This is a genomic window from Priestia sp. P5_B4, from assembly GCF_056400385.1.
In genome coordinates this window covers 1-1,019 of the sequence record NZ_JBFULJ010001138.1, presented here as the reverse complement: position 1 = coordinate 1,019, position 1,019 = coordinate 1, and the positions used below count along the sequence as shown (strand labels likewise).

Sequence of the window (1,019 nt, the reverse complement as noted above, 5' to 3'; positions counted from 1 at the left end):
GGCATAACGGCACTTTCGACCACTCCTAAAGCAAACCGAATAACAAACAAAAATCCGACGTGGCTTACCATACCCGTAGCTGTAGCAAGTGCTCCCCATAAAATCAGAGACCAAAAAATCAGCTTTTTGGCGCTTTTATTTTCAGCATAGTGAGCGCCTGGAATTTGGAAAAAGAAATAACCTAAGAAAAAGAGCGACCCTAATAAAGACGAAATACCTGGCGTAATATGAAGATCTTCTGCCAGTCCTGCCGCTGCTCCAAACCCATAGTTTGCACGGTCTAAATATGCAAGGCTATACGTAATAAATACGATAGGAATTAATCGAAGCCATCTTTTTTTTGCTAGCTGCTGTTTCATTATCACTTCACTCCTTGTTTTTGGGATTCCATATATCTTTGCAACTGCTGTTCAGTTGGATATCCGTCGTTATCTCCAGGGCTTTGTACAGCTAATGACCCAATAGCATTTGCTCTCCTTACAGACTGAGTAAGAGAATCATTTTGAAGAAGTCCGCTTAACAGTCCTACTGCAAAACCGTCTCCTGCTCCGACTGTATCCACTATTTGTTTCACTTTTATTCCTTCAACCATCCCTTGCTCTTTAGCCGTCTTAAAAAAGGCTCCTTGTTCACCTAGTTTAATAACGACAAGCTCTACGCCTGCATCTAAATAGTAAGAAGCAATGTCTTCTGGGTTTTCGTAGCCRGTTAAGATTTTTCCTTCTTCAATACCCGGCAGAACGTAGTTTGCTTGTTTAGCAGCTTCATTGATTGTAACAACCATTTCTTCTTTCGATGCCCAAAGAGTGGGTCTAAGGTTTGGATCAAAGGAAACTGTTCTTCCAGCTGCTTTCATCGATGTAAGTGCATGTAGAGCAAAATCGCGCATACTTGCTGACACAGCAAGCGGTATGCCTGTCATATGCATATGTTTTGCCGCTAAAAAATAGTTTTGATTAAAATCGCTGGAGTGCAAGTGACTGGCTGCTGAATTTTTTCGGAAGTAACAAACTTCCGGG

2 protein-coding genes are annotated in these 1,019 nt (G+C 41.7%); both read right to left on the bottom strand.

What is annotated here, in order from left to right:
- Positions 1-359 (bottom strand): MFS transporter (locus AC1DRF_RS29445; RefSeq protein WP_477742501.1); only part of this gene is annotated, 359 nt, incomplete at its 3' end.
- Positions 360-361: 2 nt separating this feature from the next.
- On the bottom strand, positions 362-1,019 hold a 658-nt coding region (locus tag AC1DRF_RS29440), incomplete at its 5' end, for a sugar kinase (RefSeq protein WP_477742500.1).